Here is a 25,950-nt window from a genome sequence, read left to right on the forward strand (position 1 = left end):
TGCTAGCGATAAAGCTAACCAAGTCGATTACTTTATTAGAGTAGCCCCACTCGTTGTCATACCAAGAAACTACTTTCAAGAACGTGTCAGAAAGCTGGATACCGGCACCTGCATCGAAGATAGAAGTTCTAGGATCACCAAGGAAATCAGTGGAAACCACATCATCTTCAGTATAACCAAGAACGCCTTTCATGGTAGTCTCAGAAACTTCTTTCATTTTAGCACAAACCTCAGCGTAAGTAGCTGGCTTTTTCAATCTTACTGTCAAATCGACAACAGAAACATCTGGAGTAGGAACTCTGAATGCCATACCGGTTAATTTACCGTTAAGCTCAGGAATTACTTTACCTACCGCTTTAGCAGCTCCCGTAGATGAAGGAATGATATTCTGGCCAGCACCACGTCCACCTCTCCAGTCTTTTGCAGACGGTCCATCCACAGTTTTCTGAGTTGCTGTAGTTGCGTGAACTGTAGTCATCAAGCCTTCCTCGATACCCCAGTTGTCATTCAATACTTTGGCGATTGGAGCCAAACAGTTTGTAGTACAAGATGCATTGGACACGAAAACCATGTCAGAAGTATATGAATCTTCATTTACACCCATTACGAACATAGGCGTATCATCCTTAGATGGTGCAGACATTACTACTTTCTTCGCACCTGCATCGATATGACCTTGTGCAGTTTCTTTTGTCAAGAAAATACCGGTTGATTCGATTACATAGTCAGCTCCTACTTCACCCCACTTAAGGTTAGCTGGGCTTTTTTCAGAAGTAACACGGATGCTATTTCCATTCACTACCAAAGCCCCGTCTTTCACCTCTACAGTACCTTTGAAGTTACCGTGAGTAGAGTCATACTTTAGCATATATGCCATGTAGTCCACGTCGATCAAGTCATTGATCGCTACTACCTGGATATCTTCTCTTTCCTGTGCGACTCTGAATGCCAAACGTCCGATTCTCCCGAATCCGTTAATTCCAACTTTAATTTTGCTCATATTTATTTTGATTTACGTATAGGTTTGATTCCTAAAATCCCTCTGGAGGTATGCCACTTTTGGCTAAAAATCCCCGAGGGATGGCTAAGTTATTACATTTATTTGGCTAGCCCAAACGATCTCTTAGACCACTTGCATTCTTATCCCGTTCAACCGATTCCGGAGAAAAATAATTTCATTAATTTTCTGAAAAAACACTTTTCACCAAGCTTTTGCCTATTTTGAGGTCCTACTGAGCAATTATTGATGTTTGAAAAAGCAATTCTCGAAACAGCGGGATTCACCCGGGCGATTCATTCTATCTCAAGAAATTTTGGCAGCACTCAGATCCAAAGAGGTTCTGCCACTTTGTTTTTTGTCAATTATGAAGGGTATGCACTTACCTGTAAACACGTTGCCCAGTGGCTATCCCAAGCAGATCAAATCAATCAAAAATACACCGAATTTCTACGGCAAGGTAAAGAGCTAAGCGGTGGACAGCGTAATTCCTTAGCCAAAAAATTGGGATTGAAACCCGAACTCACCTCTGAGATGCGTCTTACTTTTGTAGATTGTGTGGATCAGATCCAAAACATGAAATTTTTCCTCCATCCAGAATTCGATCTGGCCTTGATCAAATTTGAAGGCTTTGAGAAAACGCTTTTCACAAATGTCCCTAAATTCAAGAAAGACCACGCTGAAATCAATCCCGGCGCGATGCTGTGTAGGCTGGGGTTTCCTTTTCCTGAGTTCTCAAACTATCAACTAAATTCTCAAAGCCAATGTTTGGAATGGGCGCATACTGGAAATAAAAGATCTCCCCGGTTCCCCATCGAAGGAATGCTCACCCGGTTTTTGGGAAATCAAAATGGAAAAATCTACGGTATGGAAATGAGTACTCCCGGACTAAGAGGACAAAGCGGTGGCCCACTTTTTGATTCTTCTGGAAAAGTCTGTGGCATGCAAAGCCGAACTAAACATTTACACCTGGGATTTGATATAGAAGATAAAGCGATAATAGCCCATGGCAAAGCCAAAAAAGTCAATGATTATGCCTTTATCCATTTAGGAGAATGCATTCACGTCTCCGTGATCAAAGATTTTATGCGGGCAAATAATGTAAGTTTTGAGGAGGAGTGATCCGAGTTCCGATTTGGGATTTGCTTTTGCAGACATGGGAAGATGAATTAAAAACTGAGGGAATCGCTCCCGACTAACTTGCTAGAAATGAAAAAGCCACCCGACAAGTTGGATGGCTTTTCAAAGTTATTATCTTTTTTTAAACTAAGGTAGTCAGCACTTCATTAAGCGTAGCACTTGGTCTCATAGCTTGAGAAGCCAATGCAGCATCCAGTCTGAAATACCCACCGATGTTCACCGGTACACCTTGCGCGCCGTTCAATTCATTCATTATAGTCATTTCTTGTGCTCCTAAAGCCTTTGCTAGCGGAGTGAATTTGGCTTTCAATTCAGTATCTTTATTTTGCGCAGCAAGTGCCTCTGCCCAATAAAGCGCGATGTAGAAATGGCTTCCTCTGTTATCAAGCTTACCGACCACGCGAGCCGGAGACTTATCGTTTTCGAGCCATTTGCCTGTCGCCTGATCTAGCGTTTCAGCAAGAAGCAACGCTTTGTCATTATGGAAAGTCTGTCCCAGATGCTCCAAAGAAACTGCAAGTGCAAGGAATTCACCCAAGGAATCCCAGCGCAAGTGACCTTCAGTGACAAATTGCTCCACATGCTTAGGTGCAGATCCACCAGCTCCGGTTTCAAACAAACCTCCACCATTCATCAAAGGAACGATAGAAAGCATTTTGGCTGAAGTGCCCAATTCCAAAATTGGAAACAAATCTGTCAAGTAATCTCTCAACACGTTTCCAGTGACCGAGATCGTATCCATACCTTCTTTGATTCTAGCCAAAGAAAGATTTGTCGCCTCCACTGGAGAAAGAATAGAAATCTCTAACCCAGTCTGATCGTGATCTAATAAGTATTTATTTACTTTTTTGATCAACTCTGCATCGTGAGCTCGCTGAGGATCTAACCAGAATATAGTCGGTGTATCAGAAAGTCTTGCTCTCGTTACAGCCAACTTTACCCAATCCTGAATAGCAGCATCTTTTGTCTGGCACATTCTCCAGATATCGCCGGCGTCCACATTATGTGTGAAGATTTCGACGCCATCTTGATCAAGAACTTTTACTATGCCTGCATAAGGAATCTCAAACGTTTTATCGTGAGAACCATATTCTTCAGCTTTCTGTGCCATGAGACCCACGTTAGGCACAGAACCCATTGTGGATGGATCGAAAGCACCATGAGTTCGACAAAAATCAATAGTTGCCTGATAAACACCAGCATAAGATCTATCCGGAATGATCGCTTTAGTATCCTGAAGGTTTCCGGCTTTATTCCACATCTGACCTGAAGTTCTAATCATCGCAGGCATAGATGCATCGATAATTACATCACTTGGCACATGCAGATTGGTAATACCCTTATCGGAATTCACCATAGCTAAGTCGGGACTATCTGCCAGACAAGCTGCGATATCTGCCTGTACTTCAGTTCTTTTAGGAATAGAAAGTTTGTCAAGATTGGAGATCAAGTCTCCGAATCCATTATTCACATCGATTCCTACCTCGTTGAATGAGGCAATGTGTTTGGCAAAAACCGGCTCAAAAAACACTTTCACAGCATGGCCGAAGATGATAGGATCAGATACCTTCATCATGGTGGCTTTCATGTGTATCGAGAAAAGGACTCCCTGCTTCTTTGCTTCTGCTTTTGCTTTTCTTAGAAATGCTGTCAAGGCCGAAATACTCAGTGTAGAAGCATCGATCACCTCACCTGCCTGAATCTTCAAGCCAGATTTAAGAATTTCTTTTCGTCCTTCAGATCCATGCAATTCAATAGAAATGATAGCTTCATCAGCCATCGCATGGGATTTTTCGCTTCCGTAAAAATCCCCCTCTGTCATACTATCCACATGGGTCATAGAGTCCGCGGACCATTTTCCCATGGAGTGTGGATGCTTCCTAGCGTAAGCTTTCACTGCCTGTGGGGCTCTCCGGTCAGAATTTCCTTCACGAAGCACAGGGTTCACTGCTGAGCCTTTAATCTTGTCGTACTTACTTTTAATGCTTTTCTCTTCCTCCGTTTTAGGCTCTTCTGGATACTCAGGAAGTGCGTATCCCTGCGATTGAAGCTCTTTGATAGCAGCTTTAAGCTGTGGGACAGATGCAGAAATATTCGGAAGCTTTACGATGTTGGCTACAGGTGTTTTTGCGATATCACCTAATTCGGCCAAGGTATCTGGCAGCTGTTGCTCTGGAGTCAGAAAAGCTGAGAAATTAGCGATGATTCTAGCTGACAGTGAAATATCACGAGTCTCTACCGATACACCGGCGGATTTAGTGAATGCTTCTACAATGGGTAAAAGGGAATACGTGGCCAGAGCCGGAGCTTCGTCAGTCAGCGTATAAAGGATTTTTGGAGTTTGGTTACTCATGGTTTTAAGAGTTCTAAAAAGACATGTTATACCCTGAGGCTTCAATTGACCTAATTAGGTCAGATCCATTTCAAACTGTATTTGGTTGGAAAAAAGAGGAAACAGGGTCTTAAAATATTGAGGCTAAAATACGGAAAATATCCTTGTTTCAAATTCCACTTACATAAAGTAAGATTCCTTAACAGGTTAGCTTAAAGGATAGAAAAATTATCCGAATCCATCCAGGCGGGGAACTTCTCCCTATAGGAATCCAAAGCCGCTTTATCCAACGTCACTATGCTAACTTTTTCCTCGTCACCCAAAAATGCTAAGGAATGTCCTTTGAAGTCGTACGCCGCAGAATGGCCATTGTACTCTATTCCATTTCCATCCTCCGCTACTCGGTTCAACCCTATGGAATAGGATAAATTTTCTATGGCCCTTGCCGGTAAGAGTGCATCCCAAGCCGATACTCTCGCTGCCGGCCAAGATGCGATATAAAAAATCAGATCGTAAGCTAACTGCCCATCGATCATTCTATTTCTACACCAAATTGGAAACCTCAGGTCATAACAAACTTGTGGGCAAATTTTCCAGCCTTTCAACTCAAAAATCGGCAATCTATCACCAGCCGAGAACGATTTATCCTCATCTGCCATTCTAAAAAGATGCCGTTTATCATAATGCTGAATCATGCCATCTGGACTCACCCAAAGCAAGCGATTGAAATAGTTACCATCCACTTGAATAATTGCACTCCCGGTGATAGTCGCATTTTTTTGTGCGGCCATCTGCTGCATCCACTTGCAGACAGTAAGATTCATGGGCTCTGCTAATTCAGCTGCATCCATGCTAAATCCAGTCGGAAACATTTCTGGCAGGATGATCAAATCCACTTCTTTTTCTATCTCCCAAAGTTTCTCTTCCAGCATTGCCAGATTGGCAACCTTATCTTTCCAATAAAGTTGCGTTTGTAAAAGTGCTATGGAGAGTTGATGAGCTTCTATCATTTTAATGGATAAATCATACGATAATCGGTGGATATCTTGCCCTTGCTGACGTCGATCAGTTTGGATTTCACAAGGCGTTTTTTGAGACCTTTCAAGTAATCTACAAATAGGATGCCTTCCAGATGATCAAATTCATGCTGGATCACACGAGCAGTCATTCCAGAGAATTCTTCCTCCTTCAGATTCCAGTTTTCATCGTAATACTCGATGGTCAAAGTCTCTGGTCGCGTTATCTCTGCACGGATTTCAGGAATACTCAGACAGCCTTCTTCAAAACTGTAATCATCCCCATATTCATCCAAAATAATGGGGTTGATAAATGCCCGTCGAATACCGACTTCTTTATCTTCTTCATCGAGCATCAGGCTACTATCAAGCACAAAAAGGCTAATACCTTGATTGATTTGGGGTGCAGCAAGACCAACGCCACTGGCGTTGTCCATCGTCGCAAACATATTCTTTATCAACTCGTCAAGCTCGGTTCCTTCGGTAATTTCCTCCGCTTCTCTTTTCAGGATCGGGCTACCGTAAGCAACTATAGGGTAAATCATTGTCTATCTAAATAGGATTGTAGAATAATCGCCGCGCTCACCTTGTCTAGGTTTCCGGCTTTTTCTTTTCTGTCTTTCTTTTTACTTCCCATGGTAATCATGCTTTGCATGGCCATCTTAGAAGTGAATCGCTCATCTACGAGTTCAATTTTTTTATCCGGGAAAGCCTTGGAAAGTCTATCCTTCAACGTGATCACTTTTGGGGTCATCTCATTATCCTGACCGTTTAACCGGGTCGGATAACCTAGCACTAAGGTATCCACTTCCTCCCTTCCACAATATTTTTTCAGATAATCTAATAGTGTAGAAGTCTCTATGGTCTCCAATGGATTCGCCAGGATTTTCAACGGGTCGGTAACAGCCAGCCCGGTTCTTTTGGTTCCCAGGTCAATTGCAAGTATTCTTGGCATCAGTTTTTTCTGGTTTTTTTCCGGATTTGCCGCAAAGCTTCTCTTTCTAGCTCTACTGCTTTTGGAAATAGAAGCTCATCTTCGATTTTGGCATGAATTCTTAGTTCTTTCTCGAAGTTCTGCAATTCATGATACAGCACTTTCATGGTAAGAGGGGCATCTGGATCTAAAGAATAATCTGCTGTCAACTTTCTGATTCCTTGCATTTCGTCGTCATGAATCTCATGCTGGTCTGCCAGCATATGTACGGGGTCTCTTTCCAAAATCGTTGTGGCATCTTTCAGCGAAAACCTATTTTCCTCAATATCCTGAAGTAATTCTATTCTTTTGAAAAGCCTGCTTTCCTCCTCGTGAATATGGTGGATAAAATCCTCAACAAAGAGCGGAAACATAATCCGAAGATCTGCCATTAAGGAAGCAAATTTAGGCTCAGGAGCTATTCCAGAAATGATATTAGATAGAAAAGGCAATTCCTGGCGCACAAAATAGTAATGCTTTTTCTTCAGATATGCTACCAGAATTTCGATGGGATTCAAGTAAAGTTCTTCGGTAGAAGGCTCCTTCCGCTGAGCCCAGAATTCCAGCTCAGTTATCAGCTGGCTGGAATGCACCTTATGCTTTTTACAAACCACCTCCAGCGACTCCGTAGGGTATTGGTAAAAGCTGATCCCGAAATAGTGCAGCACTGAAGCAAAGACATAGTTTTCAGAAACTAAATCTCCTACAAGGGTCTTCTCAAAATCACCTTCGGTTCGCATGTTGCAAAAATAATTTTTTTTAACAGAAAAAAGGGGAATAAATTGAGCCATTATACCCACCCCCCGTATAAACATTTGTTAGCTTTATCAAAAGACTATTCAATAAGAAGGCATTTTTGGGTAATTTACGTTAACAATAAAGAAATATAACCAACTGAAAGAGAAAGCTGTGAGCGAGACAAAAAACACGAAATCCCAAATCAGACTCCCTATAATATTGGCATTGGCCATATCTGCAGGAATCTGGATAGGGGCAACTTTTGCTGAGCCAAAAGGAAACCAAAATGATCTAAGGGCAGCACTTTACAAGCTGCAGGAGATAATGACCTATGTCAATAGAGACTATGTGGACAGTGTCAACACCAACGAACTGGTAGAATATGGCATCAATAAGATGCTTGAGCATTTGGATCCACACTCTAGCTATATTCCTGCCGAGGATGCCTCAATTGTGCAATCCCAACTAGATGGGGAATTCGATGGCATCGGAGTAGAATTCGGAATCATACGCGATACAATTTATGTGGTAGCCCCATTGACCGGTGGGCCATCCGAAGCGCTAGGAATCCAATCCGGTGATCAAATCATCCGGGTAGATGGAGAAAACATGGCAGGTGTGGGCGTGACTAACCGAGATGTATTCGAAAAGCTGAGAGGGCCAAAAGGCTCCGTGGTAGTGGTGGACATGAAGCGTAAACACCAGAAAGACCTTATCGAATACAAGATAACCCGTGATAAAATCCCACAATACAGCATCAATGCTTCTTATATGGTCAACAATGAAATCGGGTACATCAAAGTAACTCGATTTGCGGCCACCACTTATGACGAGTTCAAAGAATCCATTGCTGATCTGAAAAGTCAAGGAATGAAGAAACTGATCATTGATCTTCAGGGAAATCCTGGCGGATACATGGGAGCAGCGATCAATATGGCAGACGAACTATTGGGCAATAAAGCGCTGATCGTCTCCCAAGAAGGAAAAGTGGAACAATACAACCAAAAAGCATATGCTTTCAAACCTGGTATGTTTGAAGAAGGCCCAGTGATTGTCCTGGTCAATGAAGGTTCTGCATCGGCATCTGAGATTCTCGCTGGAGCTATTCAAGATAATGACAGAGGATTAATCGTAGGAAGAAGGTCTTTCGGTAAAGGCTTAGTGCAAATGCCAATTGACCTATCCGATGGAGCGGAATTACGACTGACTATCGCGAGATATTACACGCCTTCGGGCAGATCTATCCAAAAGCCTTATGGCGCCAACTATGAAGCATACGAAAGAGACTGGATTAAGCGATACGAACATGGAGAGTTTTTCTCCGCAGATAGTATTAAGTTCAATGACAGCTTGAAATACGAAACAGTAAAAGGGCGTACGGTCTATGGAGGCGGCGGAATTATGCCTGACTATTTTGTTCCATGGGATACTACCATGTCTTCACCCTATGTTAGTAAGCTCTTCAATTCTGATTCGTCCAGAGAATTTATTCTTGACTTCGTGAATGAAAATAAAGCAGAATTCGAAAATATGACTTTGGATCAATACTACACAGACTATACCGTCAGTGATGCTATGCTTAATGAATTGGTAGAATACGGCAAGAAAAACAAAATCGATTTTGATGCCGCTGATTTCAATAAGTCCAAAGAATATCTTAAAACTCTCGTAAAAGCACATTTGGGTAAGCAGATATATGATGACAGCGCTTTCTATAAAGTGGTCAATGACATCAATGAAGTGTATCTGCAAGCCATCAAATTGTTTGATGAAGCGGAGAAGCTAGCATTAGCTACAGACCTCCACGAGGAAGAGGAAGAATAATTAGATCAAAAATCGTTTAGTATAAATAAGAAAGCACTCGCCGCGGCGAGTGCTTTCTTATTTATTATCTAAATTTATTTTCAATCCATCCTCAAATACGCTAACATTAGGCAGTCTAATTAATTTAAATGATCCAAAAGCCCATGAAAGCCTTATTCACCTTTTTATTGTTAGGAATCACTATGAGCACTTTTGCCCAAATCAAAGTAAATCACATCGCTGTACATGTAAGCAACCTAAATTCCAGCAAGGAATTTTATCAGAAAATAGTTGGCTTAGAAGAGATCGAAGAGCCCTTCAAAGATGGTGTGCATGCTTGGTATGACATAGGAGGAGGAGCAGCACTTCATATCATTGAGGCACCAAACATTCCTACTCAAATCTCAAAGGTGAATCATCTTTGCTTCAGCATGGAAGACATGGATGCTTTTATCAAAACTCTTCAAGACACCGGTCACCCCTTTGAAAGCTGGCCTGGAGAAAAGGGCAAAATCACTACCCGGGTGGATGGAATTCGCCAGATTTACATTCAGGATCCAGACGGTCTCTGGTTAGAGATCAACGATGATTATTGATTTTTCTTTCAGCAAAAGTCTATAAAAGCCTGGACGCAAGTCTGGGCTTTTCGTTTTTCAGCCAATTGCCCCAGTCCTTAGCTGGCCATCACAATGTCAGCCGAAAAAACGAAGCCGAAAATGCTTTAAAATTGGTGCTCACTTCGATTACATTTTCTAAACCCCTACTCTGCCTATAAGTAAAACCTCAGGCACTAGTCGAAAGAATCTACAATCAATGGTTTCGTATGTTTCCTTTCATTTATATTCTCGTTAAGAATGAACCAAACTCAAGGAATATTTTGAACTGAAACTTTACATACCATTCTATTAAATAATGCTTTTTTCAGTTGATAATGAGTAAAGCCCAAGGAAAAACGCTGCTTCCTAGTGCTGTGATCAAGTTTCTCACGGGTACATCGGTCAAAACAATAAGTTGATATTATCTCACTTTTATTTTTCTGGTTTTTAATATAACAAATTGAAAATCTCATTTGCCAAACTTCATTTCATGACTTGGATACATTTGTGCCTTGATGTCAATCATAAGTGGTAGCTACAATTTTATACACTGACAATCAAACATTTAAAACCATTCTCATAATTTTAAAACTAGAAAATGAAGAATACTTTTACAGTTTTTGCTCTAGTGATGCTGCTCCTTCCAACATGCTTGTTGGCGCAGGTGAAGATCACAGGTAAAGTATCGGACACTACCGGAGAAGGACTCCCTGGGGTGACAGTTTTGGTGAAGGGAACCAACAAAGGGACGGTTGCTGATTTTGAGGGCAACTATAATATCATGGCTGATGAAAGTGCTATACTGGTGTTTAGTTTCATTGGATTTGAAGCACAAGAAGAGGCGATCAACGGAAGAAGTATTATCCATATTACTTTGGCAGATGATCGGAAGTCTTTGGATGAAGTGGTCGTAACCGCGATCGGAATCAAGCAACAAAAAAAGAAATTGGGCTACGCTACCCAAGAGGTGCCCATGGATGTGATAGCAGAAGCTTCCACATTGAATCTTGGAAATGCACTTTCAGGGCAGATTGCCGGACTGACGGTTACCAATCCAACAGGAATGTTTCAGTCCCCCTCCTTTAGTTTGCGTGGCAAAACTCCACTCATAGTGCTAGATGGTGTCCCAGTAGAAACTGATTTTTTTGACATCTCTCCAGAAAACATTGAAAGCATCAACGTCCTTAAAGGCGGCTCTGCCTCTGCCCTATACGGTACCAGAGGAAAAAATGGTGCGATCTTAATCACGAGGAAAAATGCCAAAAAAGATGGGCTTACGGTAACAGCCACCACCAACAATATGGTGACGGCCGGTTTTACGGTATATCCGGAGACACAGACAGCATACGGCAATGGCTCGAATGGAAAGTATGAATTCTGGGATGGTGCCGATGGCGGTATTTCGGATGGAGATATGATCTGGGGTCCAAAGTTTGAACCTGGCGTGCTAGTTCCGCAGTGGAATAGCCCAATCAGAAATAAAAACACCGGAGAGGAAGTCGAATGGTACGGTAGCGTCACAGGAACAGTTTATGACGACAAATCCACCTATGAGCGCGTGCCGACTGAATGGAAACGTCATGACAATCTGAAAGATTTCATGAGGACAGGAGTAGTCACCAAAAATGATATTTCTATTGCATATCAAGGTGAAAAAGCTCAGCTGATGTTCTCTGCTAACTATGCCTACCAGCAAGGTCAAGTACCAAATACCTCTGTAAATACAGGAGGATTCAACTTCAACTCATCCTTCAAGCTCAGCGAAAAACTTCAACTGGATGCGACCTTGGGTTACAATAAAGTATATTCTCCAAACTACCCGCGATACGGATACGATCCAAAAAACCACATGTACACCATCCTGATTTGGATGGGAGATGATGTGAACGGAGCCGACTTAAGAGATCACATGTATGTGCCGGGACTGGAAGGCTATAGACAAGCTAACTTCAACTATGCGTGGTACAACAATGTGTATTTCGCTGCAAATGAACTTAACCAAGTCCACAACCGAAATGTCATGGATGGTAAGCTAAAGCTGAAATATCAAATTATGCCCGACCTATACATCCAGGGAAGGATCTCTGCCAGGCAGAGGACACTTTTTGAGGATATGCAAAGTCCAAAGTCCTACATGAACTATGGTGACTCAAGAAATGGTGATTACAAATTCTGGAATGATGATCAGCTAAACCTCGATACTGACTTTCTGGCGGCGTACAACAAAGACTTCAATGAAAACATCGGATTGACTGTCAATGCAGGTGCTTCCAGTTTTTACAGAAGTTACAAGCAAGCCTATTCCTCTTCAGATGGATTGATCGTACCGTATGTCTATAGCCTCAATAATACGCAAGGGCCAGTACAAGCCTCGAATTATTTGGAAGAAAAAGAAATCCGAAGTGTCTATGGCACTGTGGGAGTGGACCTATGGCAATCCATCTTCCTAAATGCAACAGCAAGAAATGACTGGTCCTCGACTTTGCCGAAGGCTAACAATTCCTATTTCTATCCATCGGCTTCAGTCAGTGCCATTATTTCAGAATTCATCAATTTGCCAAAAGCAATAGACTACATCAAGGTATATGGCTCTTGGTCTGAGGTATCTAGCGATCTAAGCCCTTACAGTATCTATTCTACCTATAACAAAGGAGTGACCTACGGATCCATTCCATCAGTCAGTTATCCATCAAGTCTGGTAAATCAGGAAATCATGCCTCAAAAGTCGACCACTATCGAAGCAGGTTTATCTACCTCATTTGCTCAGAAAAGAGTGACAGTGGAAGGTACTTACTATAGAATTCTGGATGAAAATCAGATCATTGATTTAAGCATTTCAGAAGCCTCTGGCTATACTTCCAGAAAAGTAAACGGCAACGAATACACCACTAATGGCTTTGAGTTGATGTTGAGTTATGCCGCGATTCAGCGAGAGAAATTCTCCTGGAACATCGGAGCCAACTGGACCAAGTTTGAGCGAAAAATAACTGGAATTTATGGAGATGAGGAAAAATTCGGCAACTTAAATGTAGGCGATAGAGCGGATAGCTACTATGCTACTGTCTGGCAAAAAAGCGCCGATGGGCAAATAATTCTGGATTCCAATAATGGACTTCCTAGACGCGATCCCTTCCCTACCAAAATCGGACATCTGGATCCATCGTGGAGATTCGGCATCCAAAACCAATTCAACATCAACAAATTCAGAATAGCCATGGATGTAGATGGAGCTTGGGGTGGACTGATCAGATCGCTGACTATCGAGAAAATGTGGTGGGGCGGAAAGCATCCTAACTCTACACAATTCAGAGATGAAGAATATGCTGCTGGAACGCCAGTTTATGTACCAGAAGGCGTCGTAGTTACCGGTGGCGAATTGGTAAGAGATGTCAATGGCAATATCCTCTCTGACACGAGAGAATATACACCAAATACTAAAGCGGTGAGCTGGCAGACCTGGTCTCAGACCTATCCCTATAGAGCGCAGGTGACTGAAGATGAAAGTAAGACTTTTGCGAATGTGTACGATCGCTCTTATCTGAAATTGAGAAGACTATCTGTGACTTATGACCTGATGAACATCATGCAGTCCGAAAAAATCAAAAATCTTGATTTGACGCTCTACGGCTACAACTTATTTGTACTGAAGAAACTGCCTTACCTAGATCCTGACTTTGGTAATGACAACAATCTTCAGGATCCATCCTCACGCTACGTAGGCATGACTTTGAAGGCCGTATTTTAATTGATTTTCAGTCAGACAAACTCTAGAATAAAATGAAAAACATATTAATTATCCTATTTCTTTCCCTGGTGTTTAGCTCCTGCACCAACATAGAGGAAATGAACATCAATCCAAATCTTCCAACGGAAACTCATCCCCAGCTCTTGCTTACTAACGTGGAATGGGAAGTGTTCAGAGCCTACGGAGGTACTTCTCCGCTCTATGCACAGAAGATGCTCATCCAGACCGATGGAGAAAACTCCAATCAGTATTATAAATGGGATAGAGGAAGTTTTGGCCCCTATTCTGTCTTAAGAAATGTCACCAAGATGATCCAAGAAGCTGAACGAATTGAAGCCCCGGCATACATCGCTTTGGGCAAATTCTTCAGAAGTTACTATTTCTATAATTTGACGTTGAACTTTGGAGATGTACCTTATTCCGCAGCATTGAAAGGTGAGATGGAGGAAGAATATGCACCCGTGTATGATGATCAGGAAGTTGTTTTCAAAGGCATTTTAGCTGAGCTGGAGGAGGCGGAAAGGATCCTTTCCGCCCAAAACACCATCATCGCTGGAGATATCATATACGCCGGAAATGTACTTTCTTGGAGAAAATTGATCAATGCATTCCGCCTAAAAGTCCTTATGACACTCTCTCCAAAGTCGGAATCAGGAGAAATAGACTTTAGCGAATTCAATGCTATTTTCACCAATAGTCCCTTGATGGAAGGTGAAGCAGAAAGTGGCCAATTAGTATTCTTGGATCAGCAAAACAACCGCTACCCGGACTTCAACAGTAGTGGTTTCAGCTCTGGGATGTATATAGACTCCACCTTTATCCAGAGACTTCAGGTAAGAAAAGACCCAAGACTATTTATCTACTGTACTCAAACCAAGTCTGCAAAAGAAGCGGGTAAGGCAATAGATGATTTCTCGTCCTACGAAGGGGGCGATCCGGCGGCTCCTTACGCGGAGGTCAATGAAAAAGCCACGCAGGGCAATGTCTCCAAAGTAAACGACAGATACCATAGAGACCCAATAAACGAGCCTTATAAACTTCTGGGCTATTCGGAGCAGCAATTAATCTTGGCTGAAGCTGCCGTTCGGGGCTGGATCAATGCGGATGCAGAGATGCTCTTTGAAGAAGGCGTAAAAGCATCCTTCGAGTTTTACGAAATGTATTCTGAAGAATACAGCAGCTATGTGAACACGGAAGCAGCCATTAACTATCTAAGCGAGCCCATGAATGACTTTTCTAAAGTCATAAGTGATGCCGAAAAAATCGAGCTTATCGTGATGCAAAAGTACCTACAGTCCTTCTTCCAAATGCAGTGGACATCTTTCTACGATCATCACCGGACTGGATCACCTTCTTTCCGAAGACCTGCAGGGGTAACTATTCCTTTCAGATGGATCTATCCACAGTCAGAGTATAATTTCAATGCTGACAATGTAACTTCTGCCATTACCAAACAATTCGGTGCTGGCAATGACAACATCCATGAAATGACTTGGTGGATTAAGTAGTAAACACGCAATTTTTACCAAAGTGGACTTTTGCGCTTAGCGTGAAAGTCCACTTTTTTTTATAGAATGAAAGACAGACTTTGGTTCCAATCTCTACTACTGTACACAAAACTCTTCTAGCGCGAGTCTCATGACTTGTGCTCATCCCATCGTAGTCACCAAACTGATGGTTCTATCTAGATCAGCGATCGTATCGTTGAAACCGCCTAAGTATCAATCAAGACCACGGAAAACCCGAAAACCCCTTTGCTTATTTCTTTGCGCTCCCTTTATAGCTAAAAAAAACCGTGCCTCACAGCACGGTTTTACTTTCAGTATTGATCAAAATCCCAAGAATTCTTGAAGTTGTACCGATTATTTTCCGACCACTTTGATCAACATGCCTTTGCTTAATTGATCTGTCAACTGCATGCCATTCAGAAGGGAAAGTTCTTCATACTGCTCAGTTGGCATTCCATAATACTTAAATGCAGCCTCCAAGGACATCTGATTTGGAAGGGTTTTGATTTTGATAACATCAGGTTTGCGATTTAGCTTTTCCGAATCCCGTAATTCCCGGAAATCACGCATGGTGTTCTGAAAAACTGACTGATAGGAGTCAAATTTTGCAAGATCTGTAATTCCCATCAGGCTGTATATATTCCCTTCAAACTGAATAAGAGACGAAAGAACTCGAATAGTACCTTGCTCCTGCTTTTGATCGGCCACCATCACGATGGCAGGCAGGTTATTAATGGTCTCTTTCTTAGATTCCACCATTGTCAAGGTGTACTTCTCCAGGACAGCACTGGCTGCTTCTTCTAAAGTAGCACCAGGGGCTAAGGTGAGCATCATGACGGCATCTCCGGTTTTAGGTGCCATTTGAAACTGTTGGGGCGTATTTTGATGACTCCATGCGGTTGGGATCGGGAACTGGATTTTGAGCACTGGGTGGTAAAATGTGTTATTCTCCACAAACCCTTGCTTCGGATCTTTACCTACTATTAGCCCGTCAATTTTCCTCAGATAACTATCCCGGTTTATTTCAAATTCAGTCCTTTTAGATTTTTGTTGCCATTCAATCGCTAGGTTTTCGACAGTGGCATTTCTTTCTTCCGGAGAAGGGTGGGTCAAGAGAAATGGTGGGATTTCATCTGTACCAGTATTATCCTGTTGTCTTTCCAGCGTTTCGAAGAAGCCAGCCATTTCAGTGGCATCGTACCCGATTTGGGAAGAATATTCCACACCTAGCTTATCAGATTGTCGCTCCGCATCTCTACCAAATTTCAGTAAAGCCAACTGCATTCCTTGGGATAATGGATCTACAAATTGCCCTAACTCAGGTACTAATATGATTCCCGCCATGAGTCCAAGTTGACCAAATAACTGATTTCGCTGCTGAATCACGGAGTGCCTAGCCGTGACATGTCCAATCTCATGACCTAAAACTCCCGCAAACTCTGCTTCATTATTGAAGTGAGCCATAATACCACGGGTAAAATAGACAAATCCACCAGGCACTGCAAAGGCATTAATCACTGGTGAATCCACGATTTTGAACTCGTAAGCCAATTTCGGGCGGTGTGAGATAGCAGCCATTGCCTTCCCTTTGGTTGTGATAAACTCTTGGAGTTGGGGATCTTCATATAGCCCAAAGAAGGCGACGATTTCCGGATCGGACTGCTGTCCCATAGCGATTTCCTGAGCTTCAGACATCAATACAATCTGCTTTTTCCCAGTCACGGGATTGATCGCACAAGACCCCAAACTCAAGAGAATAAGGGCTGAACAAAGGCTGAGGTAATTCTTAAAAGTTCTCATTAGAAAGATTGGTTGGTGGTTATTTATGAGTTTGTAATGAGAAATTCATTCCAAATAATATTATTTAGAAATATTGACTTGCCCTACCAGCAACCATTAGCTTAAAAGGTCATTCAAAGCTTCAACTTTTAGCTTAAAGGAGTTGATCTTTGAAATACTACTCTTTTTTATCCCTTTTATATTTCGTCCACAACCATCAGAGTTGCAGAATTCAACCTCCACATTGTTTTGGTGATTTTTTTCACAGATAAACTTCTCTTTTGCTCCACCAAGCAACCCCTTTACTAATTCTATTTTTCCTGTGTCAGGGAGATTTTCCAATTCATACACAATTTCATACGTCTTCAATAAGTCTTCGTTTGTATATTCTCTTTTATCTGCCTCCAGAGTAAAAATAGCTATGTTATTCTCTCTCTCTTTTATTAATTTTAAGGTTCTCTCTGGGCAAAAGCTTCTACTTGCTTTTATAAGAAATGAAACAACCTCCGAGTTTACTGTTATTTTGGAATAAAGTAACTCTGCAACTACTTCCTCATTTTGAGTTGAGAGATAAATAGGAAAATAGTTTTGGAGGTTTTTCTGTGAATCATAAATAGCATTGATCCCGTCTTTGAAGTGAAACAAATAGATTTTCATAAGATCCTCCAAGATATTTTCAATTGGATTCTCCACTAAAAATTCCCATTCAGTAATTGATAGAGGAGCATCATTTCTAATCTTCTTTATTAGGATATTTTTCTGGATTTGAACCGCCAATTCCTCAGGCTGAATAACAGTATTAGCAGAAAGCTCATCCTGACTTTTTTCAGTATCACTCCTTTTCAATTTCACAGCCATTCCCACAACAGACAGCATAAACATCGATTTGCCACCACCACTAACTTCATCAAAATCAATCCTAATCCCAACAATTCCATTAGCACCTAATTGCTGTGCTTTCCGCTTTAATTTATCAATTCCAATTTTGTATATCTTCTCCAGTTTATTCTGATAGATATCAGAAGACCCGCCAAAAATATCAGATAAGGAAGCTCCAAAATCAGAGAAAATATTTGTACCCAATACCACATTTGTAGAAATCAAATCGAAGTATCGCTCGATTTTCATTCCTTCAATTGATTCTGTGCTCGAGATTAAGACGTTTGGGGTCATATGATTTTATTAATATGTTTCAGATAATCTTCAAAGGTTAATGGGTAAATATTTATTTTTTCGTCCAAATATTGTTGAGGAATTCCAACATTCTTATGCCTACCGTTCATAAACCCTTCTTCGTTAAACAATTCTGGAAAAATTTCCGTGACTAATTTCTTAAATGAATCGTTCGTGAATGAAGGGTCTACTATGTGTATTTTCAAATTTTGATTCTCATTAATGGCCGATGTTAAACCAGCATTGATGTGCAAATCAGAAAATGAATATCCTATAATATAGATCTCATCAGCCTGCAAACAATCCATCTCAAAACTGGCCTGCATTTGCTTAAACGGAGTATTGAAGCTTCTTTGACTTTTTCTGTAACCAGCAATTATATTAGATAGAATAAATGGCTTACCAACTTCAAACTCAACAAGAACAATGGACTCATCCTGATTCATTTCCAGATATGGACATTGCCCTAATTCAAATACATACTCCTTAAGTTCGTAACTCCCTTTACGATTTAATAAATGCCAATAGGTCGATCCATGCAGATTATAATGACAATGCTGATCTCTATTGAAGAAGATTTGATTCACATCCGAAGATTTACCTGTAAAACCTTCAAAAATCTGGACGTTTGAATCTCCTCCTATTTGTAGCAGGTAATTTTCAAATAAAATTTTATAAAGCTTATCATAATTAAGAGTATAAGACCTAATGAAAGAGTGATCTAACCCAATGTTTGAAGCCCAAGCATTAAATAAATTGATTAAATACGTGCGCTCATTTTTTCTACACAAATCAAAATGTTGATCACAGGGCAAAATCTTTGAATTCTCATTAGAATAATGTCTAGAATACTTATGAACAAATAACCTTATTGACTTAAGGATATCATTTAATGACTTTAATAAATTCTCATACAAGCCTTTACTATTTGAAAAACAAGCCTCTAAGTCATTTTCAAAATCTGATTTTACATCAAAAAAGTGAGGAGTTATTCGTTTCCCTCCATTCTCCACAGGGCTATGATAATACAAAATCAATTCCTCAACTGCACTAATAATGTCCTCAAAATTGATTTCATTTTCCTTTTTGCTTGGATTAGATTTATAAACAAGAAAATTATAGATCAAATTTGTAAATCGGCTATTAGCATGGCCTGTATTCTCATTCACTAACTTACCAAGAATTAGATCTGTTACTTTTGCTGTACTTGGACCTCCCCAGGACATAGCAGCACCTGCTCCAAGCAATAGAACTTTTCTTTTTTTCTTCAGTTGTTCCATTCGGCTTTTTTAATTTCAAACAATATACTAAAACCTTATTATATGAGAGCTCATAAAACGGCTAAACTCTCCATGCCTCTCTGCGCCAATCTCCACTCACCCTGCGGTTAAAAAACACAAAAAAACCGAGCCTTGCAGCCCGGTTTTTATATTTTGGTTTAACCAGTATCAATCTATCAGCGACACCGTAACAGCATCACCCTCCTTCGTCACCTTCGCGACTCCCTTGCCGGCAAGACCCTTCATCGCAACATCCCATTTCTTTCCGCTAAGTCCGGCCCTTGCCTTTAGATCGGCTAATGCCACAGGAGACTCTTGCTTTAAAAGTTCGAAAATCCCCTTTTCCTCTTCCGTCATTTCCACCTGCTTCTTTTCCGGTCTCATCTGAGGGAAAAATAGCACTTCTTGAATAGTGGTGTTATTGGTAAGCAACATAGTCAAGCGGTCAATACCGATTCCCAAACCTGAAGTGGGCGGCATTCCATACTCCAAGGCACGAAGAAAATCCTCGTCCATTGCCATAGCTTCGTCATCCCCTCTTTCAGCCAACTTCAGCTGTTCCTCAAATCTCCCCCGCTGATCTATTGGGTCATTTAGCTCAGTATAGGCATTTCCTATCTCCTTACCGTTTACGAACAATTCAAAACGCTCCACCAAGCCTGGCTCAGTTCTATGCTTTTTTGCCAAAGGCGTCATCTCAATCGGATAATCCGTGATGTAGGTTGGCTGGATCAAGTTGGCCTCCACTTTCTCTCCGAAGATCTCATCCACTAGTTTGCCTTTGCCCATGGAGGCATCGGTCTCAATGCCCAGCTCTATGCAGACTTTTCGCAGACTATCCTCATCCATCCTACTTACATCGATTCCAGCATATTCCTTGATGGAATCGTACATGGTCAGTCTTCGGTATGGCCCCGCAAATTCGATCTCGTTTGCACCTACAGTGAGTTTGGTTTTGCCATGAATCTCTTGCGTCACTTGCTCGATAAGTTCTTCTACCATTTCCATCATCCAAATGTAATCTTTGTAGGCAACGTAGATTTCCATACCGGTGAATTCTGGATTGTGCGTACGATCCATGCCTTCGTTTCGGAACATTTTCCCAAACTCATAGACCCCGTCAAATCCACCTACAATTAATCTTTTGAGGTACAGCTCATTCGCAATTCTAAGGAAAAGCGGCATATCCAAGGTATTGTGATGCGTGTGGAATGGGCTTGCTGCAGCACCACCGTGAACGGCCTGAAGGATGGGAGTTTCCACTTCCAGCCATCCGTGATCGTCGAAATAACGACGCATCTGCGTGATGATTCTGGAGCGGGTGATAAAAGTCTTTTTCACCTCAGGATTCACTGTGAGATCCACATAGCGCTGACGATATCTCATCTCAGGATCAGTAAAACCATCATGCACATTGCCGTCTTCGTCTCGTTTCACCACCGGAAGTGGCTTCACAGACTTGGATAGCAGAGTCAACTCAGTCACATGGAGTGAAATCTCACCAGTCTGAGTAGTAAAAATATAGCCTTTCAACCCCAAGAAATCTCCGATGCCTAGAAGCTTTTTGAATACTAAATTATATAAAGTCTTGTCTTCACCTTCGCAAATATCATCCCTACGGACGTAGATCTGAAGCCTGCCCGTAGCATCTTGAATCTCCCCAAAGGAAGCCGAACCCATGATACGGCGACTCATCAGACGCCCCGCTATGGAAATGCCTTTGTAGTCGTTTTTGCGATTTTCATAGTTACGATGTATATCCTCCGCAGTGACATTGATCGGAAATGCCTCTGCAGGATAGGGATTGATTCCCAGCTTCATCAGTTCTTCCCGGTCTTTACGTCTTTCTATTTCCTGTTCGCTCAAAAGTTGCATTATATTGATTTGATATTTGTTTGTTCTTTTTTATTGTCAGGTGTTTAGATGACCGATGTCCGATGATTGCCACCACCTTACAACATTCTACCTCTCACCTCTTACTCTTCACAACTTACAATTTGCCCCTCACCTTTCACATTCTCTGACACTGCCCACTGAGACTGATTACTGCCTACTCTTCTTCCTTCTCTCCAGTTCTCTCTTTATCATCGAAAACTCCCGGCTGCTTTGTCCTGCAATACTGGAATTCTCAGAAGCTCTCCGGATTAGATATGGCATTACTTTTTCCACTGGCCCATACGGCACATATTTCAAAACCCTATATCCTGCATCAGCCAGATTGAAGGAGATATTATCACTCATTCCATATAGCTGCGCAAAGAATACACGATCCGAATCCTTGTCAATACCATGCTTCTCGATCAGCTCCGCCACAAGATGATTACTTGCTTCGTTGTGCGAACCGCTCACCAAGTAAACGTCATTTGCTATGCAAAACTCCACACCTAAATTGTAGTCTTTGTCCGTAGCTGCCTTGTTTGGTTGAATCGGACTTGGATAACCCATTTCTTCTGCCCGATCCGCTTCCTTTTCCATATATGCCCCCCGAACCAGTTTTGCTCCCAATAAGTAGCCTTTGGATTTGGATTCTTCTTCAGCTGCTTTCAGGCGAGCCATCATATCGTGTCGATACATCTGATAAGTATTGTACACTACGCAGGTTTTCCGGTTGTACTTTTCCATGGCTTCGTAAGCCAACTCATCTATCACATCCTGAAACCATGATTCTTCGGCATCAACTAGTATTTTTATTCCATTCTGGAAAGCAGCATGGCACAATTGATCCACACGGCTTTTCATTCTCTCAAAAGCCAGGCTTTCTTCTTTTGAAAGTGTCTCCTTCGCTTGCACTTTGGTCATGATCTGATAATTACCCAGTCCAGTCACTTTGAAAACTGCGAATGGCAAAGAGCTTTGATTCTCGGCTTTCTCAATAGTTTTCAGGATCTCAGTGCAGGTATTATCATAACTCCCCTCATCTCCATCACCTTCCACCGAATAATCAAGCGTGCTTTCCACACCATATTTCGCCAATTTCTGCGCAGCTTCAGTACTTTCAGCTATTGTCTCTCCACCACAAAAATGTCCAAACATCGTCCGCTTCATAATTCCTTTGATAGGCAAATGAAGCTTGAAGGCAATAGTAGCCAGGGCAATTCCCAGATCGGAGACGAATTTATTATTCAACATGGCAAAAACCAAGCGCATTTTCCTGAGTTCTGCATTACTTTTTGAGGCAAAGGCAACCTTCATATTCTCAAAAGAAATAGTGGGATTCGCGGGCATATTCCTGAAATAAAGCTGCAAAGATATTAAAAAAACTGCTTTAGCTTTCCTTTTGCGGGGATAATTGAGCAGGGAAATGATGATTTGAGCGTGATGCAAATGAAAAGAAAGGAGACTTAAGATTGGATAATAAAGCCTAGTGCTTGGTTTCTTACAAAAACCAATAAAATATTCCACTAGGGATTACTTTTTTCATTCCTCCCCCCATCAATCCTCAAAATCCCTTTCTCGTAGCAAAGACTGAATACTCTTCCAAAGGCTCATCCTTTCTTCGCAACCATTTCAAACATTCTAAAATTATTCTTAAAAATATTTCGACAACTTTTAAAGCTATATTTAACTCAAAATCGAAATATAATTCTGAAACTCACTAGTTTTCTGTTAAGAATTAGAAAAATGCAACGAATAGCCTGAATCTTTGAGGATTAAATAACGTAGGTGGCAAAAAATTAATTTTGATTTTAAAAATCACCACTTTACATTTGACACATGTTAAACACAGCCGCGACATATTTTAGCTTCTTTTACTTTTACTTTCGAAGACAAAATCGAATCGGAGTTGTGTATTGCCTAGCTTAATCTAACAAGAAAATATAACACATAAAGCCCGATTCGCAAGAGTCGGGCTTTTTTCATTTAAAGCTCAGTATTATGAAAGAACACAAGCAAATCAAAGACTGGGGTCTAGGACTAACTGGCCCAACTATCATCGCAGGCCCCTGCTCCGCGGAGACTCCAGAGCAAATCGAGCAGATTTGTATCGAGATGAAGGAAAATAAGGTAATCCCATCCATGTTCCGTGCGGGAATCTGGAAGCCAAGAACCAGACCGGGAAGCTTCGAAGGTATAGGGGAAGAAGGCCTAAAGTGGATGGAGATCGTTCGTCATCACCTGAACATCCCTATTACTGTGGAAGTGGGAAATGCTGCTCACGCTGAAATCGCCCTTAGAAACAAGGTAGATGTCGTGTGGGTAGGTGCCAGAACTACAGTAAATCCTTTCGCTGTGCAAGAAATTGCTGAGGCATTGAAAGGAACTGATATACCAGTGATGGTAAAAAACCCGATGAACCCAGACCTTGATCTTTGGATAGGAGCTTTGGAAAGATTCCACGCCGTTGGTCTGACTAAGTTGGCCGCTATCCACCGAGGGTTCTCTGATTCGTATGACAAGCGATATAGAAACAAGCCAAACTGGTCTATGCCTATGCACTTGAAGCGCGTGTGGACTGGGATGGAAGTGATCAACGACCCTTCTCACATCGTAGGTAAGAGAGACGGAATTCTGGAAATTTCCCAGAAGGCTATGAACTTCGGTTTGGACGGCTTGATGATCGAAACTCACCACGACCCGGACAAAGCTTGGTCTGATGCAAAGCAGCAAGTAACTCCAGCTCGACTAAGGGAGATTTTGGATGCGATAGATTTCAAAAAACCGTTGGAATCTGAGCAGCCTAGTGAGCGTCTTAATGACTTGAGAAGGGCTGTGGATCATCTGGATGATCAGTTGCTGGATGTCCTTCAGGAAAGATTTGCAATGATTGACCAGATCGGCGCGCACAAAAGAGAGNGCTGTGGATCATCTGGATGATCAGTTGCTGGATGTCCTTCAGGAAAGATTTGCAATGATTGACCAGATCGGCGCGCACAAAAGAGAGCATCACTTATCTGTATTTCAGTCTGATCGCTGGAAAGAAGTAATGGAGGGACGTACCGCAAAGGGAGTTCAGAAAAACCTAAGCGAGAAATTCATGAAGGAGTTGCTTTATTGTATTCACGAAGAGTCTGTAAAGCGTCAGGAAAAGCAGCTTAGAGAAGCTGAAGCATTAAAAAAGTAAACTCATAATCACTGAGCTAATTCAAGTCTGGGGGGAAAGGTTTCTCCTCAGACTTTTTCTCCTGATTTGAGCAACCGTAAACTCCCTTCTTCGTGAACTCAATTATCTTTTCTGAAAACGCATCTGTAGATTTGACTGCTGTGCTTAGCGAGATTAAATTTTCTCGTCTTTTTGTTCTGACAGATGAAAATACGAAGAAGCATTGCCTTCCTATTGTGGAAGAAGTATTCCCTTCCAACAGCACTTTTCTGACTATTGATTCTGGAGAAAAGAACAAGACCATCGCCACTTGTATGACAATCTGGGCAGCGATGACAGAAGCCCAACTTGACAGAAAAGCACTTTTCCTGAATATTGGAGGAGGTGTTTTGGGGGATATGGGCGGCTTTTGCGCCAGCATATATAAAAGAGGCATACGCTTTATTAATATGCCCACCACTCTGCTTTCACAGGTGGATGCCAGTGTGGGCGGAAAGTTAGGAGTGGATTTCGAGGGTCTGAAAAACCATCTCGGAGTATTCAATGAACCCGAAACTGTCCTAGTAGCACCCGAATTCTTAAAGACTTTACCTGAGCAACAACTAAGATCCGGCTATGCCGAGATCATCAAGCATGGCTTGATCCGGGATAAGAAATATTTCGAAAGCCTTGATTTTGATCACTGGCAAAAGTCCTACTGGACTCCACTAATCCACCATTCTGTGGAGATCAAAAGGGCAGTTGTCCAAGAAGACCCAAAAGAAGCCGGTTTGCGCAAAATTTTGAATTTTGGGCATACGATAGGCCATGCGTTTGAAACTTACTTTTTGGATGGACCTCGACATTTATTACATGGAGAGGCCATTGCAGTAGGAATGATTTGCGAAGCTTGGCTTTCACATAAAAAATCAGCCCTGTCGATGGCAGAAGTGGAGCAAATTCAAACTGGTTTTTTGAAAGTGTATGGCAAGATTGAAATCTTAGAAACTGACCTACCTGCAGTTCTTGATTTTTGCCTGCAAGACAAAAAGAATGAAGGGGAAGAACTGATGTTCTCTTTGCTTAATTCCATCGGCGATTGCAGGTATAATATTCCTGTCACTCGGGAAGAAATCCGTGATGCAATCCATTATTACCAAAATTTACCTCAGACCTAATTTCTTAAATTTTGAATACTGAAACTCTAAAAACCATACATCTGGCTCAAAAATCAGATTTTTCGGCTACCCATATTCCACTTCCTTCTTCCAAAAGTGAATCCAATCGCGTACTCATTATTGATGCGTTGACAGAAGGAAAAAATAACCTTAGCAACCTTGCTGAAGCCCGTGACACACAGACAATGATCAGTTTGTTGAAGAAAAACCCGCCGGTTTATGACGTACTGGATGCAGGAACTACTATGCGATTTTTGACAGCCTATGCTGTGATCACCAACCAGAACAAGGTCATGACAGGAACTCCGCGTATGTGTGAGCGTCCGATTGGGATCTTGGTAGATGCCCTTAGAACAATGGGTGCAGAAATTCATTATTTGGGAGTGGAGGGCTATCCACCTGTGGCAATTCATGGCCTTCCTGAGCAGACAAGTGATAAAGTAAAAATTAGAGGGGACGTTTCCAGCCAATATATTTCAGCGATGTTGATGATTGCCCCTTTGCTACCGAAGGGACTGGAAGTAGAATTAGAAGGCAAGGTTGGTTCACGCTCCTATATAGAAATGACATTGGATTCCATGTCCCAATTTGGGATCCACTACACTTGGACTGACAATAAAATCTCCGTTCCCCATCAATCCTATCAGCCTACCACTTTCGCTGTAGAAAGCG

18 protein-coding genes and 1 pseudogene are annotated in these 25,950 nt (G+C 41.7%); 8 read left to right on the top strand and 11 right to left on the bottom strand.

Annotated elements, in window-relative coordinates:
* Nucleotides 1-1,000, bottom strand: a 1,000-nt coding sequence (gene gap / locus U3A58_RS20580; RefSeq protein WP_323826281.1) for a type I glyceraldehyde-3-phosphate dehydrogenase, incomplete at its 3' end; no start/stop codon positions are given.
* Between the two features lie 246 nt (nucleotides 1,001-1,246).
* On the opposite strand from gap, the gene U3A58_RS20585 reads away from it, so the two are divergent.
* Complete coding sequence (locus U3A58_RS20585; RefSeq protein ID WP_323826282.1) at nucleotides 1,247-2,119, top strand: S1 family peptidase; 873 nt, start codon at nucleotides 1,247-1,249, stop codon at nucleotides 2,117-2,119.
* A 139-nt stretch (nucleotides 2,120-2,258) separates the two neighbouring features.
* Here U3A58_RS20585 and U3A58_RS20590 read toward each other — a convergent pair whose 3' ends face one another.
* The 5 genes from U3A58_RS20590 to U3A58_RS20610 all read right to left on the bottom strand — a co-directional run bounded on the left by U3A58_RS20590 (nucleotide 2,259) and on the right by U3A58_RS20610 (nucleotide 7,198).
* Nucleotides 2,259-4,490 (bottom strand): NADP-dependent isocitrate dehydrogenase, encoded by a 2,232-nt coding sequence (locus U3A58_RS20590; RefSeq protein ID WP_323826283.1) that lies wholly within the window; start codon nucleotides 4,488-4,490, stop codon nucleotides 2,259-2,261.
* Between the two features lie 191 nt (nucleotides 4,491-4,681).
* Complete coding sequence (locus U3A58_RS20595) at nucleotides 4,682-5,479, bottom strand: amidohydrolase (protein WP_323826284.1); 798 nt, start codon at nucleotides 5,477-5,479, stop codon at nucleotides 4,682-4,684.
* Complete coding sequence (gene def / locus U3A58_RS20600; protein WP_323826285.1) at nucleotides 5,476-6,030, bottom strand: peptide deformylase; 555 nt, start codon at nucleotides 6,028-6,030, stop codon at nucleotides 5,476-5,478. The genes U3A58_RS20595 and def overlap by 4 nt, the downstream gene beginning before the upstream one ends.
* Nucleotides 6,027-6,440, bottom strand: coding sequence for a Holliday junction resolvase RuvX (gene ruvX / locus U3A58_RS20605; protein ID WP_323826286.1), 414 nt, complete (start codon nucleotides 6,438-6,440; stop codon nucleotides 6,027-6,029). Before ruvX ends, def begins: the two co-directional genes overlap by 4 nt.
* Nucleotides 6,440-7,198: a hemerythrin HHE cation-binding protein gene (locus U3A58_RS20610; protein WP_323826287.1), complete on the bottom strand. Its 759-nt coding sequence runs from the start codon at nucleotides 7,196-7,198 to the stop codon at nucleotides 6,440-6,442. Before U3A58_RS20610 ends, ruvX begins: the two co-directional genes overlap by 1 nt.
* Before the next feature lie 169 nt (nucleotides 7,199-7,367).
* On the opposite strand from U3A58_RS20610, the gene U3A58_RS20615 reads away from it, so the two are divergent.
* The 4 genes from U3A58_RS20615 to U3A58_RS20630 all read left to right on the top strand — a co-directional run bounded on the left by U3A58_RS20615 (nucleotide 7,368) and on the right by U3A58_RS20630 (nucleotide 14,848).
* A complete protein-coding gene (locus U3A58_RS20615) occupies nucleotides 7,368-9,020 on the top strand; it encodes a S41 family peptidase (RefSeq protein ID WP_323826288.1) in 1,653 nt (550 codons plus the stop codon).
* A 143-nt stretch (nucleotides 9,021-9,163) separates the two neighbouring features.
* On the top strand, nucleotides 9,164-9,595 hold the full coding sequence (locus tag U3A58_RS20620; RefSeq protein WP_323826289.1) for a VOC family protein: 432 nt from the start codon (nucleotides 9,164-9,166) through the stop codon (nucleotides 9,593-9,595).
* 598 nt (nucleotides 9,596-10,193) lie between these two features.
* Entirely contained in the window at nucleotides 10,194-13,340 is a 3,147-nt protein-coding gene (locus U3A58_RS20625) for a SusC/RagA family TonB-linked outer membrane protein (protein ID WP_323826290.1), read from the top strand.
* 32 nt (nucleotides 13,341-13,372) lie between these two features.
* Nucleotides 13,373-14,848, top strand: coding sequence for a SusD/RagB family nutrient-binding outer membrane lipoprotein (locus tag U3A58_RS20630; RefSeq protein ID WP_323826291.1), 1,476 nt, complete (start codon nucleotides 13,373-13,375; stop codon nucleotides 14,846-14,848).
* Nucleotides 14,849-15,202: 354 nt separating this feature from the next.
* On the opposite strand, the gene U3A58_RS20635 is transcribed toward U3A58_RS20630, so the two are convergent.
* The 5 genes from U3A58_RS20635 to U3A58_RS20655 all read right to left on the bottom strand — a co-directional run bounded on the left by U3A58_RS20635 (nucleotide 15,203) and on the right by U3A58_RS20655 (nucleotide 22,305).
* On the bottom strand, nucleotides 15,203-16,648 hold the full coding sequence (locus U3A58_RS20635; RefSeq protein ID WP_323826292.1) for a M48 family metalloprotease: 1,446 nt from the start codon (nucleotides 16,646-16,648) through the stop codon (nucleotides 15,203-15,205).
* 96 nt (nucleotides 16,649-16,744) lie between these two features.
* A complete protein-coding gene (locus U3A58_RS20640; protein ID WP_323826293.1) occupies nucleotides 16,745-17,800 on the bottom strand; it encodes a YbjQ family protein in 1,056 nt (351 codons plus the stop codon).
* Nucleotides 17,797-19,080, bottom strand: coding sequence for a hypothetical protein (locus tag U3A58_RS20645; protein ID WP_323826294.1), 1,284 nt, complete (start codon nucleotides 19,078-19,080; stop codon nucleotides 17,797-17,799). The genes U3A58_RS20640 and U3A58_RS20645 overlap by 4 nt, the downstream gene beginning before the upstream one ends.
* Nucleotides 19,081-19,248: 168 nt before the next feature.
* Complete coding sequence (gene lysS / locus U3A58_RS20650) at nucleotides 19,249-20,955, bottom strand: lysine--tRNA ligase (protein ID WP_323826295.1); 1,707 nt, start codon at nucleotides 20,953-20,955, stop codon at nucleotides 19,249-19,251.
* A 168-nt stretch (nucleotides 20,956-21,123) separates the two neighbouring features.
* A complete protein-coding gene (locus U3A58_RS20655) occupies nucleotides 21,124-22,305 on the bottom strand; it encodes a proline dehydrogenase family protein (RefSeq protein ID WP_323826296.1) in 1,182 nt (393 codons plus the stop codon).
* Between the two features lie 651 nt (nucleotides 22,306-22,956).
* Between U3A58_RS20655 and U3A58_RS20660 the strand changes: the two are divergent.
* The 3 genes and pseudogenes from U3A58_RS20660 to U3A58_RS20670 all read left to right on the top strand — a co-directional run.
* Nucleotides 22,957-24,142: pseudogene (locus U3A58_RS20660) on the top strand (chorismate mutase).
* Nucleotides 24,143-24,234: 92 nt separating this feature from the next.
* The gene (aroB, locus tag U3A58_RS20665) at nucleotides 24,235-25,278 is read left to right on the top strand and encodes a 3-dehydroquinate synthase (protein ID WP_323826297.1); all 1,044 of its coding nucleotides are present in this window, start codon (nucleotides 24,235-24,237) and stop codon (nucleotides 25,276-25,278) included.
* Between the two features lie 11 nt (nucleotides 25,279-25,289).
* Nucleotides 25,290-25,950: 3-phosphoshikimate 1-carboxyvinyltransferase (locus tag U3A58_RS20670; RefSeq protein WP_416377320.1), on the top strand; the 661-nt coding region annotated here is incomplete at its 3' end.

Origin of the sequence: Algoriphagus persicinus, assembly GCF_035156415.1 — a bacterium.
In the GTDB taxonomy this organism is placed as follows: Bacteria; Bacteroidota; Bacteroidia; order Cytophagales; family Cyclobacteriaceae; genus Algoriphagus; species Algoriphagus persicinus.

Bases quoted from the DNA above. Each gene is read 5' to 3' on its own strand.
- lysS (WP_323826295.1), bottom strand. From the start codon at position 20,955: ATGCAACTTTTGAGCGAACAGGAAATAGAAAGACGTAAAGACCGGGAA.
- ruvX (WP_323826286.1), bottom strand. From the start codon at position 6,440: ATGCCAAGAATACTTGCAATTGACCTGGGAACCAAAAGAACCGGGCTG.
- U3A58_RS20585 (WP_323826282.1), top strand. From the start codon at position 1,247: ATGTTTGAAAAAGCAATTCTCGAAACAGCGGGATTCACCCGGGCGATT.
- U3A58_RS20645 (WP_323826294.1), bottom strand. From the start codon at position 19,080: ATGGAACAACTGAAGAAAAAAAGAAAAGTTCTATTGCTTGGAGCAGGT.
- U3A58_RS20590 (WP_323826283.1), bottom strand. From the start codon at position 4,490: ATGAGTAACCAAACTCCAAAAATCCTTTATACGCTGACTGACGAAGCT.
- def (WP_323826285.1), bottom strand. From the start codon at position 6,030: ATGATTTACCCTATAGTTGCTTACGGTAGCCCGATCCTGAAAAGAGAA.
- U3A58_RS20630 (WP_323826291.1), top strand. From the start codon at position 13,373: ATGAAAAACATATTAATTATCCTATTTCTTTCCCTGGTGTTTAGCTCC.
- U3A58_RS20635 (WP_323826292.1), bottom strand. From the start codon at position 16,648: ATGAGAACTTTTAAGAATTACCTCAGCCTTTGTTCAGCCCTTATTCTC.
- U3A58_RS20655 (WP_323826296.1), bottom strand. From the start codon at position 22,305: ATGCCCGCGAATCCCACTATTTCTTTTGAGAATATGAAGGTTGCCTTT.
- U3A58_RS20625 (WP_323826290.1), top strand. From the start codon at position 10,194: ATGAAGAATACTTTTACAGTTTTTGCTCTAGTGATGCTGCTCCTTCCA.
- U3A58_RS20610 (WP_323826287.1), bottom strand. From the start codon at position 7,198: ATGCGAACCGAAGGTGATTTTGAGAAGACCCTTGTAGGAGATTTAGTT.
- U3A58_RS20595 (WP_323826284.1), bottom strand. From the start codon at position 5,479: ATGATAGAAGCTCATCAACTCTCCATAGCACTTTTACAAACGCAACTT.
- U3A58_RS20640 (WP_323826293.1), bottom strand. From the start codon at position 17,800: ATGACCCCAAACGTCTTAATCTCGAGCACAGAATCAATTGAAGGAATG.
- U3A58_RS20620 (WP_323826289.1), top strand. From the start codon at position 9,164: ATGAAAGCCTTATTCACCTTTTTATTGTTAGGAATCACTATGAGCACT.